The sequence below is a fragment of the Methylobacter sp. Wu1 genome (assembly GCF_036553575.1).
GTDB lineage: Bacteria > Pseudomonadota > Gammaproteobacteria > Methylococcales > Methylomonadaceae > Methylobacter.
Genome location: NZ_JAZHOC010000013.1, coordinates 1 through 17,547, shown reverse-complemented (window position 1 = coordinate 17,547; position 17,547 = coordinate 1). Strand labels below are relative to the sequence as shown.

At 48.8% G+C, this 17,547-nt stretch carries 17 protein-coding genes; 16 read left to right on the top strand and 1 reads right to left on the bottom strand.

What is annotated here, in order from left to right:
* Positions 1-328: 328 nt before the first annotated feature.
* Positions 329-1,381 carry an endonuclease/exonuclease/phosphatase family protein gene (locus tag V2P20_RS00945; RefSeq protein WP_331815073.1) on the bottom strand — a complete coding sequence of 351 codons (1,053 nt, stop codon included), beginning with the start codon at positions 1,379-1,381 and terminating at the stop codon, positions 329-331.
* A gap of 820 nt (positions 1,382-2,201) precedes the next feature.
* Between V2P20_RS00945 and V2P20_RS00940 the strand changes: the two genes are divergently transcribed.
* The 16 genes from V2P20_RS00940 to V2P20_RS00865 form a co-directional block, all read left to right on the top strand.
* Positions 2,202-3,332, top strand: coding sequence for a sugar transferase (locus V2P20_RS00940; RefSeq protein ID WP_331815071.1), 1,131 nt, complete (start codon positions 2,202-2,204; stop codon positions 3,330-3,332).
* A gap of 281 nt (positions 3,333-3,613) precedes the next feature.
* Positions 3,614-4,120: an acyltransferase gene (locus tag V2P20_RS00935; RefSeq protein WP_331815069.1), complete on the top strand. Its 507-nt coding sequence runs from the start codon at positions 3,614-3,616 to the stop codon at positions 4,118-4,120.
* A gap of 233 nt (positions 4,121-4,353) precedes the next feature.
* On the top strand, positions 4,354-5,397 hold the full coding sequence (locus V2P20_RS00930; RefSeq protein ID WP_331815067.1) for a Gfo/Idh/MocA family oxidoreductase: 1,044 nt from the start codon (positions 4,354-4,356) through the stop codon (positions 5,395-5,397).
* Positions 5,394-6,515, top strand: coding sequence for a DegT/DnrJ/EryC1/StrS family aminotransferase (locus V2P20_RS00925; RefSeq protein ID WP_331815065.1), 1,122 nt, complete (start codon positions 5,394-5,396; stop codon positions 6,513-6,515). Before V2P20_RS00930 ends, V2P20_RS00925 begins: the two co-directional genes overlap by 4 nt.
* 45 nt (positions 6,516-6,560) lie before the next feature.
* Positions 6,561-7,847 carry a GNAT family N-acetyltransferase gene (locus V2P20_RS00920; RefSeq protein WP_331815062.1) on the top strand — a complete coding sequence of 429 codons (1,287 nt, stop codon included), beginning with the start codon at positions 6,561-6,563 and terminating at the stop codon, positions 7,845-7,847.
* A gap of 120 nt (positions 7,848-7,967) precedes the next feature.
* Complete coding sequence (locus V2P20_RS00915; RefSeq protein ID WP_331815059.1) at positions 7,968-9,293, top strand: hypothetical protein; 1,326 nt, start codon at positions 7,968-7,970, stop codon at positions 9,291-9,293.
* Positions 9,294-9,519: 226 nt separating this feature from the next.
* Positions 9,520-10,689 (top strand): DegT/DnrJ/EryC1/StrS family aminotransferase, encoded by a 1,170-nt coding sequence (locus V2P20_RS00910; protein ID WP_331815057.1) that lies wholly within the window; start codon positions 9,520-9,522, stop codon positions 10,687-10,689.
* A gap of 9 nt (positions 10,690-10,698) precedes the next feature.
* Complete coding sequence (locus V2P20_RS00905; RefSeq protein WP_331815055.1) at positions 10,699-11,484, top strand: WbqC family protein; 786 nt, start codon at positions 10,699-10,701, stop codon at positions 11,482-11,484.
* A 239-nt stretch (positions 11,485-11,723) separates the two neighbouring features.
* The gene (locus tag V2P20_RS00900; RefSeq protein ID WP_331815053.1) at positions 11,724-12,503 is read left to right on the top strand and encodes a WbqC family protein; all 780 of its coding nucleotides are present in this window, start codon (positions 11,724-11,726) and stop codon (positions 12,501-12,503) included.
* On the top strand, positions 12,500-12,778 hold the full coding sequence (locus V2P20_RS00895) for a hypothetical protein (protein ID WP_331815051.1): 279 nt from the start codon (positions 12,500-12,502) through the stop codon (positions 12,776-12,778). The genes V2P20_RS00900 and V2P20_RS00895 overlap by 4 nt, the downstream gene beginning before the upstream one ends.
* Before the next feature lie 17 nt (positions 12,779-12,795).
* The gene (locus V2P20_RS00890; protein ID WP_331815049.1) at positions 12,796-13,758 is read left to right on the top strand and encodes a hypothetical protein; all 963 of its coding nucleotides are present in this window, start codon (positions 12,796-12,798) and stop codon (positions 13,756-13,758) included.
* Positions 13,759-13,761: 3 nt separating this feature from the next.
* Positions 13,762-14,730, top strand: coding sequence for a hypothetical protein (locus V2P20_RS00885; RefSeq protein ID WP_331815047.1), 969 nt, complete (start codon positions 13,762-13,764; stop codon positions 14,728-14,730).
* The gene (locus V2P20_RS00880) at positions 14,727-15,176 is read left to right on the top strand and encodes a GNAT family N-acetyltransferase (RefSeq protein ID WP_331815045.1); all 450 of its coding nucleotides are present in this window, start codon (positions 14,727-14,729) and stop codon (positions 15,174-15,176) included. The genes V2P20_RS00885 and V2P20_RS00880 overlap by 4 nt, the downstream gene beginning before the upstream one ends.
* Positions 15,177-15,277: 101 nt before the next feature.
* Positions 15,278-15,592, top strand: a complete 315-nt coding sequence (locus tag V2P20_RS00875) for a hypothetical protein (RefSeq protein ID WP_331815042.1) — start codon at positions 15,278-15,280, stop codon at positions 15,590-15,592.
* Positions 15,583-17,112, top strand: a complete 1,530-nt coding sequence (locus V2P20_RS00870; RefSeq protein ID WP_331815040.1) for a lipopolysaccharide biosynthesis protein — start codon at positions 15,583-15,585, stop codon at positions 17,110-17,112. The genes V2P20_RS00875 and V2P20_RS00870 overlap by 10 nt, the downstream gene beginning before the upstream one ends.
* Positions 17,113-17,137: 25 nt before the next feature.
* The coding region (locus tag V2P20_RS00865) for a glycosyltransferase (protein WP_331815038.1) at positions 17,138-17,547 on the top strand (410 nt) is incomplete at its 3' end.

The following is a 17,547-nucleotide window of genomic DNA, read 5'->3' as shown; positions in this document are numbered from 1 at the left end:
ATGACATTACTATCTGTCATGGCGGTGTTTTCCTTATGTTGATGGTTGATCTGGCGAGATCTACCAACAGGTTACACCGCTTCCTTCTCTAAGTCATACACCAGAAATGAGTATAGCTCGGCTGGATTGATTTCGAGCTAAAAGGTCCCGGTCGTGTTTTGGATGCTGTGTGTTTCATCTTCTCATTTTAAAGCATAAGCACGAAAAACTATTCGGGTAAAAGTATTGGCATTCTGTCGCAAGGCTGTAAAGAACGGGATGCCTGTGAACTTCAGCAGCAATGATTGCAAGCAATGAATCGAGTTCGTGCTTCATCGTCTCTTCATAACTATATACTTGGTGTGGCCGGGGCTGGAGGGTTTGGTTCGTGTACGTAGATATTGGCCACAACCTGTCCGTGGTCTGTCACATGGATCGGTTTTTTATCCATTGACGTTTTGTCATCGATAACGTGGTCGTTATATAAGCGGACATCAATTATCCGGCCTATTTTCCTGGCGTTCAGGTCGGCGAAATGATTGCTGGCAAACAGGTTGTCAAGGCTTTCATAATGTCCGTTGTGAATATAGGTGTAATGAAAATTTTCAATGCTTTTGCGTGCCTGGATGTCCTTGCAGTTTTGGAAGACGTGCTGCCATTTTTTTACTCTTTCCTCTCTCGGAAGCTTATGGAAAGGGTCTTCGCCAATGATGGCCTGATTGGTCACGGCGGTGTCGTTATCGTTTAAATCGCCTAAAATAAAAATCGGTTTTGTCTCGTCTTGATCGATTTCAGCTGACAAAATTTGTCTGACGCCGCAGGATTCAATTGCCCTTCTGATTAGAGAACGCACATTGCCTTTTGCCAGTTCAGGATAAGTCGCTGTATCACGGTCAATGCCGTCAGGCAATAGAGGTCTTTTTGATTTTAAGTGCAGAACAACCACTAAAAACAGGAGATTTTCATTGATTTTGATTTCTGCCTTTAAAACGCCTCTTGAAAACCTTTTCAAAGGGATATTGACCGGGGTGCTGTCCAAAGGCTCAGTCATCTTCTTGTCATCGAAGAAATCAAAAACGAACGGCAAATCCTCAATGACCTCCGTTTTAACAATAGGGAATCTGCTTACAATAGCATTCACAGGATTTTTGCCTGTAGGATTGGCAACATAGAGAGGCCAGTTTTCCATGTGCGTGCCTGTTAAACAATCCCTGAGCGCCTGTTCTTCAAAGATTTCCTGAAAGCCGATAATGTCGGCATTCATTCTCAAAAGCTGATTCCTTATCCAGTCTGTTTTCTTCCGGTATTGAGCCTGGCTGTAATGAGGGTGGGAGTCCTCATAAATTGGCTTATCTGCCGTGACAAGGTTTTCTGCATTGAATGTAGCAATCGAGATTTTCATTTTATTGCTCACTGTTTATGGTCAATTGATGTTTTTCTTGATTACTTATTTCTGACTGGGCAAGAAAAGCGGCTGGTTGTCCGGGGAGAGTAATTGCTTACACACCCATCGTGTTATCAGCGCCCTTACCGCGCCCAATTCTGACAGTGGCAGTTTTACAAATAGCCTCTATCGGATTAAGCGGGAACTTAGATATTTTAATTGCAGTATATATGGCGTTTATGCGGGTCTGCCATAAGACGATCTGCTTTATTCGAGAAAATGCGGTTCGCCCGCGAAATGTGTAAAAACTCATGACTGAGCCCGTCAGCGATAGAGAATGCCTCGTTAGAAAGGGAACATTTGGCCTTCGCCTGAACAAAGTGAATTGACCGGCAGCTTACATTAGAGCACTGCTAAATACTAATATGCGTTACTACTTAGGTAGTTGTACGAAGTTGTGATGTTAGGCAAAAACTAGGAATATGATGACCAACAGCAAGAAGAAGTAACCCTTGGGTAGCGTACTCAAAATACATTAAGCAGAGTGGGTTTCCTATCAACGTTCATGTATTTAAGTCGTAACCGATGGATATATCTAACAGTAAAAATTAATTGGGAAGGCGATCCCAAAATCAAGATTTAAGTTGTAGTTGCATGTATTTTGCAAAAAGTATGTGGAACGAAAGCAATTGAGGATTATTAAAGAGACTAGGAGTCTATACATACTTATTCGATATGTATCTTGGGCAATGTTCCATGTCATTATTCCTGAACATCTGGATTTAAGAGGAATATAAATTATTTAAACGTTGCTCAGACAGCTAGCATGGGGATGAAAATGAAAAAGAGCGAAGATTTATTTGTAGAGTCAGCGCCATTTCCCGACCCAATCGATAATCCAGCCCTTTATCAGGCTAATTTCGATGAATTTTTTTACGATGCTAATTTTATAGAGCAGCTGCGCCTTGAGAAGCAGCGGGCGCAACGGTCTAAATCCACATTGTCAATTCTATTGCTGACGCTTGATAAAGAGATTGACGATCAATTCGTCAACATGAACAAGGTTTTAGATATTGTCCGGGAAAAAATACGAAATACTGATATTTGCGGCTTTGTCAATCATAAAACGATAGGCGTGCTCCTACCCGATACGGACGAGCGAGGCGCTAAAGAACTCAGCGACAAGCTGCTTTATGAAAATAAAAATCCACAATTTTTTTCTACCGTATCGACTTATCCTGACCATATATTCGAAAGCCTGGCAAAAAACGGAAGCATCCATCCAAGCTCTTTCCCTTTCGAGCTGGAGAAAGCAACAGGCACGTTATGGTTTAAATTCTTGTTAAAAAGAGGTATCGATATCGTAGGCTCGATTACAGGCATGCTCATTTTTATGCCTGTAATGGTAATTACGGCACTAGCCATTAAAGCCACTTCTCCAGGACCTGTCATTTTCAGGCAGACGCGCTTGGGCAAGCAAGGAAAGCCTTTTACATTCTATAAATTTCGCTCCATGCATGTGAATATGGATGATCAAATACATCGTGAATATGTCCGAAGTCTGATCAACGGTGATCATGAAAAAGTCAATCAGGGCGATGTGGAAAAACCGTTTTTTAAAATTAAATCCGATCCCAGGATCACTAAGGTCGGAAAATTTATTCGGAAAACCAGTGTTGATGAATTGCCGCAGTTTTTTAATGTGTTCAGGGGCGATATGAGCCTGGTCGGGCCGAGGCCGCCACTTGCTTATGAGGCTGAGAAATACCAGGCCTGGCATCTGAGGCGAATATTGGAAATGAAGCCTGGAATCACTGGGCTCTGGCAGGTGCAAGGGCGGAGCAAGACAGGATGGGATGATACGGTGAGGCTCGATATTCGGTATATCCGGAATTGGTCTCTAATACTCGATCTAAAGATTTTATTAAGAACCGTCAAGGCAGTCTTAAAGTGCGGAGGCGCCGTGTAATGTAAAGCCATGAAAATCGATTTAGGGCTTTAAGCCAAATACTTGGTAAAGACGTAATAGTGTATTGACTCGCTAACAAACTTGTTATGCGCATTAGCTTGTCTGTAAGAGTATAGCGGCGAAATATTTAGATGGCTTAACCCATGGTTGTCTTGTTTTGACTAACTTAATCTCTATGAGAGCATGCGGGTTAAGAGGTTGAACATAAATCACTAATACCTGGCAGTTTCCATCTTTAAGTTATTTTCAGTAGATAGACAAGCTACTTAGAGGAAAAAAGAATGATTAAAGAGAATGTAGTTTTAGGCAAGGAGGTTGCTATATATCACCCTGAGCTTGTAAATCTCTACGGTTGCACGATTGGAGAAGGTTCCAAAATTGGTACATTCGTTGAGATACAAAAAGGCGCTTCCGTGGGAGCCTACTGCAAAATATCCAGCCACACGTTTATTTGTGAAGGTGTCGACATCGAAGACGGTGTTTTCATAGGCCATGGCGTTATGTTTACCAATGATGTGTATCCAAGCGCTGTTAACTCGAATGGCGGCCTGCAGACTGAGGAGGATTGGCAGGTAGTCAAAACCCATATTAAGACTCGGGCTTCGATCGGCAGCAATGCAACCATTCTCTGCGGCATCACGATAGGCGAGGGCGCCCTGATTGGCGCTGGCGCCGTGGTAACCCGCGATGTGCCTGATTATGCGATCGTCACCGGCGTTCCCGCCCGAGTTGTCGGGGATATACGGGTGCGGGATAGAGGCGACGCGGCGGCGACCAGTCTGGTCTAGGCCATGACCCTGGGGATTATGGCAGCCGCTATAAACAATTGCTGCGTCTCGGCATTGAAAAGTGCCCGGCTGTTCTTCCCTGAGAGGTGCAAGTTAAAAATATAAGATTAAGGCTGTTTGCGGATCACAGACTTTATCAGTGATTCAATGATTTGTTGGTGCTGAGCAAATTGGTCAGCTTTTAGCAATACCGAAAGCAATGCAATTATTTCCATCCAACAAGGAGAGCAGGCATGTTAAGAATAGGTATTATCGGTTACGGTTACTGGGGGCCCAATCTGGTGAGAAATTTCGCCGAAACACCGGGGCTTGCAGTGGCCGGCGTAGCAGACCTGGATCAGAAAAGACTCGAAACCGTTCAGAAACGTTATCCGGGCGTCAAAACCACAACCCGTTTTCAGGACCTGCTTGAGGACCTATCCATCGATGCCATCGCGGTAGCGACTCCAGTCAGTACCCATTTTGACCTGGGGATGGCCGTTCTGAAGGCCGGCAAGCATTTATGGCTGGAAAAGCCTATGGCAGAGTCATCGTTGCAGGCCCGCAAGCTGGTCGACGAAGCCGAGATGCGGAAGCGCGTGTTGATCGTTGATCATACGTTTATCTATACGGGAGCAATCCGCAAGATGGCGGAAATCATACAGAGACAAGATCTTGGCGATGTTTATTACTACGATTCGACCCGGATCAATCTCGGCTTGTTTCAGCGCGACGTCAACGTAATCTCCGATCTGGCCGTGCACGACTTTTCCATTCTTGATTATTTACTCGGAGAACAGCCGGTGGAAGTGTCGGTCGCCGGGACCAACCACTTTCCAGGCACGCCGGAGAATCTGGCCTACATCTCGCTGTTTTATAATTCAGGGATGATCGCGCACAGCAACGTAAGCTGGCTGGCGCCGGTGAAGGTGCGTCAGATCCTGCTCGGAGGCAGCAAGAAGATGATCACTTACGATGATCTTGAGCCGAGTGAAAAGATCAAGGTTTACGACAAGGGCGTCAGCTTCACTGATGACCCTCAAAAAATCTACCAAATGCGGGTCGGCTATCGCACCGGAGACATGTGGGCGCCACAGTTAGACACTACAGAGGCCTTACGCGTGGAAGGAGAGCATTTCGTCGACTGCATCGAAAACGGCAAAGTACCACTGACTGACGGCTCTTTGGGCTTGCGCGTGGTGGAATTAATTGAAGCGGCGACCCGCTCGATGAACGAGCGCGGCCGAGCCGTCAAGATCAACGGAACGCCCATGTGGCAAGGAAGGGTAGTAGCATGATTCCATTTGTCGACCTTAAAGCCCAGTATGCCGGGATTAAGGATGAAGTCAACGCCGCCATTCAGGGGGTATTGGAAACCAACCAGTTTACTCTGGGAAGCGAAGTGGCAGCGTTTGAAGAGGAGTTTTCCGCTTTTTGCCAGGCCCAATACGGGATCGGCGTGAACACCGGAACCAGCGCTTTGCACCTTGCCCTTCTTGCGGCCGGGATTGGCCCCGGCGACGAAGTGATAACGGTTCCATTCACATTCGTGGCGACTGTGGCGGCCATTCACTATACCGGCGCCAAGCCCGTGTTTGTGGACATCGATCCGCGCACTTTTACGATAGATGTGAATGCGATCGAAAGCGCAATCACCGACAGGACCAAAGCTATCATTCCCGTGCACCTGTATGGCCATCCGGCGGACATGGACCCCATTCTGAACATTGCCAGGCAACACGGCCTGATTGTGATTGAGGATGCCTGTCAAGCCCACGGCAGTGAATACAAGGGGCGGCGCGTAGGCAGTCTAGGCGATATGGGTTGCTTCAGTTTTTACCCCGGCAAAAATCTCGGCGCTTATGGGGAAGGCGGCATGGTGGTTACCAATAACGCCGAATATACCCGTACCATCCGGATGCTCCGCGATTGGGGGGCCGAGCAGAAATACCAGCATGTCCTCAAGGGGTACAACTTCCGCCTGGAAGGCATTCAGGGGGCAGTACTCAGAGTCAAGCTCCGCCATTTGCATAACTGGACCGAGGCAAGACGGCAAGTTGCCTCCTATTATGACGAACTCTTATCCGGCAGCGGCGTACCAACGCCTGAGGCAATGCCTTATGCGCGGCATGTCTACCATATCTATGCGATTCGCACCCGGCAGCGAAGTGAATGGCAGCAGGCATTGCAAGCCAAAGGGATTCAGACTGGAATCCATTATCCCATTCCCGTGCATCTCCTGCCGGCCTACGCCGATCTGGGCTATACGAGAGGGGATTTTCCTCATGCAGAACAGGCAGCCGATGAAGTGCTTTCCCTTCCTATGTTCGCCGAGTTAAGACAAGCGCAGTGCGAGGAAGTTTGTGAAGCCATAGCAGAGATGCTCTCGGATCAGGTGGCGTCTGTTGAACTTTGATTCAGAATCAAAAGTTCTGCGGTCACGAATTTAAAGAAGAGAATAATGATACTTATCAAGAAAGCTTTTAATCAATACGTGCCAGCCAGGCTTCAGCAATCGCTCAGACGGTTCTTCATCAGGCCGCTGAAAGGGATTATCCGTCTCGTTATAAAGGATATCTGGCTGCCGATTTATCGAATTGAGCAACCCGAATTAACGGCAATCCTGATTGGTCACCAGGCATGCGACCCCTATTTAATAAACTTGATATATGGTGAATACCTTAAACCCATAAGAATCGGCACTGTGCCGATCTGGAGTCTGAGCCGGGCGATGCGGCGTTGGCAAGAGAAATCGGATGTCACTATTTTTCGGCACAGAAGATTCCGGCCTCGAGGCGCATTTGCCCGCCGCATGCTGATCATGCCGTACTATGTTGCGCAATCCATTGATCTTCCGCCCCCGGATGCCGACTTGCAGGCCTTCTTCTATAACTCTACAACCCGGCGCGATCTGAAGAGGATCCGAGACGCTGAATTTAAATATGAAATCACCCAAGACCCGGCACAACTGGATTTCTTTTATCACCAGATGCTCCGGCCATTTATCCAGGATCGACACCGCGACGCCGCTGATATTCTTCCATGGGACGCCTTCAGGCTGGCTTATGAAAAAATGGAATTGCTGCTGATTCACAAGGCGGGCCTGCCCGTAGCCGGCAACCTGAATTTACAAACCAACGATTGTTATACTTTGCATGTGCTTGGCGTTCTCAATGCCGATAAGGAGCTGCTCAAGGCAGGCACTATCGCAGCCTGCTATTGGTTTTCGATAGTTGAGGCGCAACGCCGCGGCTGCGCCACGGTGAACATGCAATGCGCGCGCCCTTTCCTTAAAGACGGCGTTATGGCTTACAAGAAGAAGTGGCGCGGCCGAATTGTCGCGGATCACAGAGAGCGTGAATTTTGGCTTCTGCCCTGCGGCAACCGTCCGCCAATGCGCCGCTTCCTGGAAGAGAATCCGTTTATCTGTGAACAGGACGACCGGCTAGTGAGCCTGATTTTTCTCGGATCCCACACGGTCCTGGACGACAAGGAACTATCCAGTTACTTGAGAGACTGCCATTTTCAGGGCGACCGACTGTCGACCTGGGTCGTGCTGCTTGATAGCGAATGGGCGGCGCGGACGGAAACAATCAAAAATATAATGCGCGAACTTCCGCAGCCCAGCCACATACTGGACCTGTCCCATAGCTCCCTGGCCGAACTTCCGGAACTGATCAGCAACTGGCAAGACCTGGGCTATGGCTCCCCGAGTGAGTTTCCGGAACTGGCCTATTCAAGATCATGATCACCATGAGAGAGGTTAAAAACAGAAAGCTAATTCTTCGATTGCTCAATGAACCGATTGAAGATTGTGGCGGAACCCCGACAAAGATCAGAAGAAACTTAATAACAAGGGAGATATAAAATGGAAGCGAATAAATTGAGTGTGCTGAAATTTATCAAAAAAAGTTTTAATCAATATGTGCCGGCCTCGCTGCAACAGCCGCTCAAACGGTTCTTCATTTGGCCGCTCAGTAGATCCATAACTTTCCTTAGGGATTTGTGGTTGCCGATTTATCGGATTGAGCGGTCCGGATTTACGGTAATCCTGATTGGTCACGAAGCATGCGATCCTTTTAGTGATAAGGTATGCGACCCCTACATCATGCATTTACTCTATGCTGAATACCTTGACCCTCTAAGAATTGGCACTGTTCCGCTTTGGAGCCTGAATCGGGTGATGCGACGCTGGGAAAAGAAGGCAGATCTGATCATTTTTCGGCACAGAAGATTCCGGCCTCGAGGCGCAGCTGCTCGCCGCATGTTGATCATGCCGTACCATGTTGAGCAGATCATTGAACTTCCGCCCCCGGATGTCGACTTGCTGGCCTTCTTAATTAATTCTACAACCCGGCGCGATTTGAAAAAGATCAGGGATGCTGAATTTGAATATGAAATCACCCAAGACCCGGCACAACTGGATTTCTTTTATCACCAGATGTACCGGCCGTTCGTTCAGGACCGGCACCGCGGATCCGCTAGAATCATTCCATGGGAGGTATTCCGTCGAATTTATGAAAAAGGTGAATTAATGCTGATTCGCAAGGCGGGCTTAGCAGTGGCCGGCAACTTGATTTCACAAACTGGCGATTGTTTATACAACAATCTGTTCGGCGTCTTGCATGCCGACAGAGAATTATTCAATGCGGGAAGCATTGCAGCCATCTATTGGTTTGCGATGGTCGAGGCACGCCGCCGCGACTGCGCCACGGTGAGCATGCAATGCGCGCGCCCTTTTCTTAAAGACGGCGTTCTGGTTTACAAGAAGAAGTGGGGCAGCCGAATTGTCGCGGACCACATAGATCGCGAATTTTGGCTTCTACCCTGCGGCAACCGTCCGCCAATGCACCGCTTCCTGGAAGAGAATCCGTTTATCTGTGAACAGGACGACCGGCTAGTGAGCCTGATTTTTCTCGGATCCCACACGGTCCTGAACGACAAGGAACTATCCAGTTATTTGAGAAGCTGCCATTTTCAGGGCGACCGACTGTCGACCTGGGTCGTGCTGCTTGATAGCGAATGGGCGGCGCGGACGGAAACAATCAAAAATATAATGCGCGAACTTCCACAGCCCAGCCACATACTGGACCTGTCCCATGGCTCTCTGGCCGAACTTCCGGAACTGATCAGCAACTGGCAAGACCTGGGCTATGGCTCTTCGAATGAGATTCCGGAACTGGCTTATTCATGATGAAGGTCAGCATGATTAACCCAGTTTTCTTAGATGGAGTGTTGATTATTGACGTTATGGACAACAACTATGATTCCCGCGCTGCATAATTAAGCGGCGGGATCAGGGGCGGCATGTGGACGAATACAAGTTCATACGTTATGTCACTTGAAAAAGTTATCGTGCGGACTTTGGCTAGAGTGCATTTGATTATTTCGATGTTAACTTTTGTACGTTAGGAGGAGTCATGAAACATTTTGAGTCCCGCTCCGATCTGGCTCTGCTTGGGGCTCCGCCGGCGTTCCCGGAGCCGCTGCACGTCGGACGGCCGAACATGGGAAGCCAGGAAACCTTTCTGTCGTATATGAATGATATTTTTAACCGGCGCTGGTTGAGCAACAACGGCCCGCTGGTCCAGGAGTTCGAGCGTCTGTTGGCGGAATTCCTCGGTGTGAAGCATTGCGTGGCCATGTGCAACGGTACGGTCGCACTGGAGATTGCGATTCGCGCGCTGGAGTTGAAGGGGGAGGTGATCATGCCTTCCTATACTTTTGTTGCAACGGCTCACGCGCTGCAATGGCAGGAGATTACACCCGTGTTTGCGGATATCGATCCGAATACCCACAATCTCGATCCGGAGGCTGTGCTCAGGATGATTACGCCAAAAACCACCGGCATAATCGGCGTCCATTTATGGGGGCGCAGTTGTCCAGTGGATGATCTGCAGGCCATTGCCAATGATTATGGATTGAAGCTGATGTTTGACGCTGCCCATGCTTTCGGGTGCTCCTACAAAGGGGAAATGATTGGCGGTTTTGGCGAGTGTGAAGTCCTCAGCTTCCATGCCACCAAGTTTTTTAATACCTTCGAGGGCGGAGCCGTGGTCACCAGTAATGATGACCTCGCCAGAAAAATGCGGTTGATGAAGAACTTTGGCTTCTCGGGCTACGACAATGTGATTTATCCCGGCACGAACGGGAAAATGACCGAAATAGCTGCGGCGATGGGTTTAGTCAATCTTGATGCCATTGGCGAATTTGTCGAGGCTAACCGTCGTAATCATGAACGGTATTCCATGCAGTTGAATGAGATACCGGGGGTATCGGTCCTTGCTTATGACGGCCGCGAACACAACAATTACCAATATGTGGTGGTTGAAGTCAGCGATGAATTACCCGTAAGCCGGGATGAGATCATTCATGCTCTCCATGCGGAGAATGTGCTGGCAAGACGGTACTTCTGGCCCGGATGCCATAATATGCAGCCTTATAAGGCATTTTATCCCAACGCGGGAGTGATGTTGCCAAATACTAAAGCTGTGGCAGATCGCGTCATCGTGTTGCCGACAGGGATAACTCTACCAGAAAGCGCAATAGATGTAGTCGCTTCGGTAATGCGATTACTAACGTCACAGTAGGAAGCTAAAATGATTACAACAGGCATGCAACCGTACCTTTTTCCATACATTGGATACTTCCAGTTATTGGAATGCAGCGATATTTTTGTCGTTGGAGACGACATGCAATATATAAAAGGAGGATGGATCAACAGGAATCGCATCTTGGTTGATCAGGAGCCCTGCTGGTTGACGTTTTCCATTCACGACGATTCAGCGGATTTGCCTATCAATCAAAGGTATTACGTCGAAGATCCGAATGTGCGCAGCAGGATCCTGAGGCGTATCGAGTGCGCTTATAGAAAAGCGCCGTACTTCAAGGATATTTATCCTGTTATCGCAGACATAATGAGCTTCGGTTCAAACAATGTCAGCGAATTTAATACCAACGCTATTCGACGTTTAGCAAACTTGCTGAAAATTCAATGCCGAATTTTAGTGTCTTCTGAATTGGAAAAAGACAACTCACTGAAAGGTCAGGATCGTGTTATTGAGATCAACCGTTGTGTAGGTTCCAGTCATTACATAAATCCGATAGGCGGGATGGCGCTTTATAAAGAGCGCGACTTTCTCAAGTTTGGGATTGAACTGAGTTTCCTTCGGCCTGATGCCATTCAGTATCATCAGTTCGCCGAACCTTTCGTCCCTTCTCTTTCAATTATTGATGTGCTGATGTTTAACGGGATTCCGGGCACTTCGAAGCTTTTAGCGAAATACGACCTGATCAAACAGGAGCAGTGGTTTGCTGAGCCGGATAATCGCCAGCAAGAAGCACAGCCGGCACTTATACCGATGTATGGTGGTTACAGTGCGTAATGAGATCATTTGTGCTCTCCAGATGGAGAATGTGCTGGCAAGACGGTACTTCTGGCCCGGATGCCGTAACAAGCAGCCTTATAAGGCATTTTATCCAATGCGGGATTTGATGCCGGCAAATAGTAAAAGCGTGGCCGATCGGATCATTGTGCTGCCGGCGGGAATGACCTCGCCTGATAACGCAATGGGTCTAGTTTCTTCTGTATTGCGATTGCTAGTGTCATTTGAGGAGAACGAAAATGATTGTAACAATCATGCAGCCATACCTTTTTCCATACATTGGATACTTCCAGTTATTGGAATGCAGCGATATTTTTGTCGTTGGAGACGACATGCAATATATAAAAGGAGGATGGATCAACAGGAATCGCATCCTGGTCAATCAAGAGCCCTGCTGGTTGACGTTTCCCGTTCAGGGAGATTCAGCGGATTTGCCTATCAATCAAAGGCATTACGTCGAAAGCCAGAATGTGCGCAGCAAGATCCTGAGGCGTATCGAGTGCGCTTATAGAAAGACGCCGTACTTCAAGGATATTTATCCTGTTATCGCAGACATAATGAGCTTCGGTTCAAGCAATGTCAGCGAATTTAATACCAACGCTATTCGACGTTTAGCAAAATTGCTGAAAATTCAATGCCGAATTTTAGTGGCTTCTGAATTGGAAAAAGACAACTCACTGAAATGTCAGGACCGTGTTATCGAAACTAATCGTTGTGTAGGTTCCAGTCATTATATAAACCCGATAGGCGGGATGGCGCTTTATAAAGAGCGCGACTTTCTCAAGTTCGGGATTGAACTGAGTTTTATTCGATCTGATGCCATTCAGTATCATCAGTTCGCCGAACCTTTTGTCCCTTCTCTATCAATTATTGATGTCTTAATGTTTTGCCCATTGGATGAAATTAGAAAGTTTCTGAAACAGTATCAATTATTGAAACCCTCTGATAGCAAGATTCTTCACTTTGGAAGCCATGAAGAAATGATTGATGACCGGCAATATGGATTAGGGTATTTATGAATAATATTACTGGCGAGCTATTGTCAAAAATTATGGGCGGCTATTTTAAGTTGGCGCTTCCGCCTCAAAGACAGCAGCCATATTCAGACGAATTATTTTCTCAATCATCACAAGCCATTCAAACAGGGACTGTCGTTTATGATTTTGTGCTGGCCGAAATGCATACCAGAGCGGATGTTATTGGGGGCAATGGTGGCATCGTACCCATGCTTGCTCGTTCCGCGGATGCGATGTTTTCCGGGTTGCCCGATCTCCAAACCTTGTATCTCGACTAATTAGGGGTTGATGAACTATGTTTAGGTGGAAAAAATTAGGCAAAGTATTCACACCGCAAGAAGTGAAAGGACGCAGCTGGTTGAGAGAATTCGCACAAGCACCGGCGACATTGTTGTTCGACGATTTCGTGCGCATCTATTTTTCCTGCCGTCCCCCTGCGGATGAGAGCGGCCAGTACGTAAGCTATTCTGCCTATGTCGATCTGGATCGTACAGATCTGTTCAAGGTGCGGCATGTCAGTGAACAGCCGATTCTGAATCTTGGCGGCTTAGGGGAATTCGATGAATTCGGTACTTACCCGGTTTCCGTCATCCGCAACGGCGATGAAGTGCGTGCCTATTATGCGGGTTGGACGCGCTGCGAATCAGTGCCGTTCAATGTGGCAATCGGCATGGCGCTCAGCCGCGACGGAGGCAATACCTTCACCAAACTCGGCAATGGCCCGGTGCTGCCGTATTCGCCGGATGAGCCCTTCGTGCTGAGCGGGCCGAAGATCAGGCGTTTCAATGATACCTGGTATCTCTGGTATATCGCCGGACGCAAGTGGAAGACGGTGGATGGGCGAGCGGAGCCGGTCTATAAGATACGGATGGCGACATCGGCCGATGGCATCCACTGGAACAAGGTCAACAAGGATCTGATCGAAAGCCGCGTCGAGGAAGATGAAGCGCAAGCCAGCCCGGACGTATTCCACGCCAATGGTAAATACCACATGTTTTTCTGCTACCGTTACAGCAGTCATTATCGGGGCAAGGATTACGGCTATCGCATCGGTTATGCATCCAGCACGAACTTGATCGACTGGGTGAGGGATGATGCGAAAGCTGGCATCGACGTATCGGCGGAGGGCTGGGATGCCGAAATGATCAGCTATCCGCACGTTTTCGAGCTGGATGGGAAGACCTATCTGGCCTACCTTGGCGATCAGGTCGGCCGATACGGATTCGGTCTGGCCGCGCTAGACGGAAAACTGGAGTAAACGATGAGTGCGATGAAGTGGAATAAGCTCGGCAAGATATTTGACCCAACACATCACAAACTGCCTAACGGCTGCATGCAGTTCGCACAATCGCCGCAAGCGCTGGTGTTCGACGATTTCGTGCGGATCTATTTCTCCACCCGCTCGGTAGATAAAAACAACGGGAAGTATTTGAGCCATGTCGCCTTTGTCGATATGCAGAAGAATTTGCGCGATGTGATTCGCGTGTCCGACAAGTCCGTTATTCCGCTCGGCGGGCTGGGGTCCTTCGATGAGCACGGCATCTTCCCGATGAGCGTCATGCGCCACGGCGATGCTGTGTACGGCTACACCTGCGGCTGGAACCGGCGGGTGTCCGTCTCGGTGGATACCGCCATCGGTCTGGCCATCAGCCGCGACGACGGCCTCACCTTCCAGCGCATCGGGGACGGGCCAGTGCTATCGGCATCCCTGCATGAGCCCTGCCTGGTCGGCGACGGCTTCGTGAAGGTCATCGGCGATGTGTTCCATATGTGGTACATCTTCGGCACCGGCTGGAAAAAATTCTCTTCGGACGCCGCGCCGGACCGTACCTACAAGATCGGCCATGCGATCTCCAGCGACGGCATCAACTGGACCAAGGAAGAGGCGCGGCAGATCATCCCGGACAGACTGGGGCCGGATGAAAGCCAGGCACTGCCGACAGTGATCGGGATCGGCGGCCGCCATCACATGTTCTTTTGCTATCGCCAGTCGTTCGATTTCAGGAATAACAGGCATCGCGGCTATCGTATCGGCCATGCTCACTCAGACGACCTGGCGAACTGGACGCGGGACGATATGAATCCGCTGCTTGATGTAACGCCGGGCGATTGGGATGCGGATATGTTGTGCTATCCCCATGTGTTTGAGTGTGACGGCAAGGTGTATTTGCTCTATAACGGCAATGAGTTCGGACGCTACGGATTCGGGCTGGCCGAGTTGGAAATATGAATAAATTGGTCGAGTACCGATTGAACAAAGCATCCGAGGCGGAGATTGCTGAACATCTTTGGCTCTGCGATACCGATTTCATGCCGCCTATGAGCGGACGTGTCGACATAAACGATTATGCAAAAAAGATCGCCGGCAAGGCGACGAGGTTCGAAGCATGGATTGATGACAAGCTGGTTGGGCTGGTGGCTGTCTATTGCAATGATATGGAGAAGCGCACCGCCTACATCACCAGCGTCAGCGTGTTGCGTGAGGCGACGGGCAAGGGCATCGCCGAGAGCTTGATGAAACGGTGTATAGAGCGCAAAAAAGCGTTGGGGATGCGCCAGATCAGCCTGGAGGTGGCGAGTGACAACATACCGGCCATCAGATTATATGAAAAGTGTGGGTTTGTTGCTCGCAGGGCGAAACCTCCATTCGTTACCATGGATCTCTATTTGAAATAAAAAGCGGGAAAGATAATGAACAGCAAACGTGATTATAACGTCGAAACAAAAGATACACATGATCGCAACTACGCCTACCACTTCGATAGGAGCACCTTTACATGATCAAAGCATTCGAACCCTCTTTCAACATGAGAAGCTTGCTTGATTTGGACAGCTTCAAAGGCGACTTCGCCAGAAAGTTTCTGTCTTGTTTCGATGCAATCACCGGTATCAAAACTTCGGATATGGACTGCCGATGCGCTTACTTATCCGATACTTTGGAGCGGGATGCCGTTGCAGCAACACTGAAGTTGATTCATAGGCCAGAAGTTTTCTTAATGCGTAAAAGGGTAGGGCAAATGAGAATCTCATCTGCTGTTATTGCACAGATATTAGAGTTGGATAAGCTCTGCTTGAGGCGGCCATGTCCTTAACCCGTCAATCGCTGTCAGCAGTTTTTTGGAGCGGCGCGGATGTTTTTTTGCGCCAGGGACTGCAATTCTTTGTTTCGATCCTGCTGGCGCGATTGCTTTCTCCTGAAGAGTTCGGTCTGCTGGCGATACTGTCTATTTTCACAGGCGTCGCCACTCTATTTATTGACAGTGGCCTCAACTCGGCTCTGGTGCAGCGGCAAGACATCACGCGCAAAGATGAATCCACGGTGTTCTTCTTCAATTTGGCTACTGGCCTGCTTGTAGCGTTGGGGCTCGGTCTGTCGGCGCCGTGGATTGCCATGTTCTTTGAGCAGCCTGTTTTGCAGGCAAAGGTCCATATCATGGCCACGAATCTATTTACGATACCGTGGATTGCCAGTTTCTTTGAGCAGCCAATCTTGCAGGGCCTGACCTATGTGATGGCCCTGAACCTATTCATTGGATCGTTTGGATCCATCCAAGGCGCGTTGCTGGTTAAGGCGCTTGACTTTAAGACCCTGATGAAAATAAATGCGGTGGCCACGCTACTGTCGGGCGTGTTAGCCGTGTTCTTGGCGTGGAAGGGATTTGGCGTCTGGAGTCTGGCCCTGCAAACCCTGGCTTCGACATTGATCTCGGTGACGCTGCTATGGCTGTGGCATCCGTGGCGGCCGCAATGGATATTCAGCCTTGCCTCTTTGCGCTCACTGTTTCGTTTTGGCGGATTCATGTTGCTTTCGGGTCTGTTGGATACGTTATATACCCGCCTCTACAGCGTGATTATCGGCAAGCTGTATTCGGCCCGGGATCTGGGCTTCTACACTCGAGCCGACAATATTCAACAGTTGCCCGTAGGCGTACTGACCAACGTGCTCAATCGGGTGGCCTTCCCTGTATTTTCTGCTGCCGCAGCCGACAAGGCTCGTTTGGCGCTGGGCATGCGCAAGGTTCTGCGGATAATTATGCTGTTCAACGTTCCGGCCATGCTGGGGTTGATGGCAGTGGCCGAGCCTCTGGTGATCACCTTGATTGGCGAGAAGTGGCTGCCGAGCGTGCCGATCCTGCAAGTACTTTGTCTCGCCGGGATGATATGGCCTCTGCATGCGCTTAATCTCAACGTACTCATGGCGCAAGGGCACTCGAACCTGTTTTTTCGTATTGAAGTAATAAAGAAGATCATTAGTATCGCCGCCATTGTAACAGCCAGTTTCTATGGCGTAATGGCTATTGTCTGGAGCGAGGTTATCGCGGCTGCTCTGTGTTTTCCGATTAACGCGTATTACACTGGGATTTTTCTCGGATATTCGGCCTGGAAACAGACGCTGGATATTCTGCCTTATCTGGCTGTCTCCATGTTGATGATGCTAGTCATCTGGCCCATCCATATTTATTTGCCGTTTCATCCAGCTGCTCAGCTTGGGCTTATGATTGGGGTGGGTGCATTTGTTTACCTGCTTGCCTGCCATTTGCTTCGTTTAACGGCATTTAATGAGTCATGGACTTTGTTGGTCCAACGCAGAAGAACCGTGCAGAACCTTTAACTTTTACCTTGGGGAGCCTGAGTCAATGAACCAAGAAGCGACCTGTGAAGTAAAATACACTGAAGTCAGTGATCCGGCGGTGATGATGTTAGCGCCCATCGTCAGCGTCCATATGATAACCTACAACCACGGCCTGTACTTGGCCGAAGCCATCGAGGGCGTGATCGCCCAGAAGACCGATTTTCCCATTGAGCTGGTCATTGGGGATGATTGTTCAACCGATAATACTCGAGAGATAGCACTGGATTACCAACGCCGTTATCCGCATCTCATTCGGGTGATCTACCCGGATCATAATGCTGGGATGCATAGAAATTTTCGTCAGATTAATGATGCATGTCGGGGAGAATTTATAGCCTATTGCGAAGGAGATGATTATTGGATTGATCCTGAAAAACTACACGAACAAGTAGCCGTGCTTTCTAGATTGAAAAA